The organism is Burkholderia sp. Bp8986, from assembly GCF_003854225.1.
In the GTDB taxonomy this organism is placed as follows: Bacteria; Pseudomonadota; Gammaproteobacteria; order Burkholderiales; family Burkholderiaceae; genus Burkholderia.
This window is the reverse complement of the sequence record NZ_QTQM01000152.1, coordinates 1-1,361: the sequence shown is the minus strand read 5'-3', so window position 1 is coordinate 1,361 and position 1,361 is coordinate 1. Positions and strand designations below refer to the sequence as shown.

Below are 1,361 nucleotides of genomic sequence, written 5' to 3'. Positions count from 1 at the left end.
TCCGTGATCTGGTTCGGGTGCACATCGAACTGCTGCGCCAGTTCGGCCAGCGTGCGCTCGCCCTTGACCGCCGCCAGGGCCACTTTCGCTTTGAACGCCGCTGAGTGCGTCCGTCGGGTTCTCTTCGTCATCTTTCCGGTCCTTTGCCTGCATTATCGCTGGCTCAGGCCCCGGGCATTCCACTTACCCGTCTGTCCGAATTTGCGCGGCCACCTCTGATGGCGCAGTCTATCGGAGGGGGGCACCATAGTCTTTCAGATAGGGAGGCGATTTTAAGATTCGAATAGGATCAAAGTGGGATCCTGCCCTGTATTTGGGGCTGATCGCCAAAGGCGAGTGACACTTCACCGGTTTCGACGACAAGATCATCGCGATGTACGCCCGCGGCATGAGTGTGCGGCAGATTCAGGGCTTCCTGCTGGAAATGTACGGCACTATCTGAAAGACTATGGTGCCCCCCTCCGATAGACTGCGCCATCTTCTTTTTGTTTGAATGGCCATCATGCCTCGTATTTCCCACTTACCCACCGCTGGAGTTTCGACTCATCAATCCACTCCCATCGACAACAACCCAACATTGAACGGTTTTACGGTCCGGAGCGATTCCGGCCACGGGCTCCGGGTATTTTTCGAGGTGCCTTCAGGCCCGGCGAATCTGACTAGTCAGCCGCCTGAAATATTGCAGCAAATCGCGGGTAGATTATCGTTTAGAGACCACAAATCTTTAGCTTTGGCGGGGTCCAGGTACGTAACGGTCGCTACCAGAGACATGCGCAATTCCAGCAAGGTCGCTGAACTCGCGCCCAAGCTTCGGTCGCTTCCGGCAGCCCGGCGCGAGGCGGCCTTCGCGGATTTGTTCACGACGACCAAAGCGCTGCCGGAGGCGCAACAGGGTGCGCTGCTGGCCCAACTCGCCAGCAAGCTCGGGGATCTTCCGGAAGCCCGGCGCGCCGCCGCCTTCGCGGATCTGTTGGCCGCAATCACAGCGCTGCCGGAAGAACAACGGGGCCATCCGCTGGCCAGCCTCGCTAGCGAGCTCGTGGCGCTTCCGGAAGACCAGCACGAGGCGGCCTTTACGAAGCTGTTCGCCGCGATCAAGGCGCTGCCGGAAGAACAACGGGGCCATCCACTGGCCAGCCTCGCCAGCGTGCTCGACCGGCTTCCGCAGGTCCAGCGCGACGCGGCCTTCACGACTCTGTTGGCCGCGATCAAGGCGCTACCAAAAGCACAACAGGGCGCGCCGCTGGCCAAACTCGCCAGCGTGCTCGACCACCTTCCGCAGCTCCAGCGCTACGCGGCCTTCACGGTTCTGTTGACCGCGATCACGGCGATACCGGAAGAACAACGGGGCGAGCCGCTGG

2 protein-coding genes and 1 pseudogene are annotated in these 1,361 nt (G+C 60.8%); 2 read left to right on the top strand and 1 reads right to left on the bottom strand.

Annotated elements, in window-relative coordinates; translation table 11 throughout:
* Window positions 1-131: transposase (locus DID99_RS36620; RefSeq protein WP_148094698.1), on the bottom strand; the 131-nt coding region annotated here is incomplete at its 3' end.
* 212 nt (window positions 132-343) lie between these two features.
* Here DID99_RS36620 and DID99_RS38615 point away from each other — a divergent pair.
* Window positions 344-436, top strand: a pseudogene (locus DID99_RS38615) (transposase); the annotation flags it as partial.
* A gap of 333 nt (window positions 437-769) precedes the next feature.
* Window positions 770-1,361: hypothetical protein (locus tag DID99_RS36610; RefSeq protein ID WP_148094714.1), on the top strand; the 592-nt coding region annotated here is incomplete at its 3' end.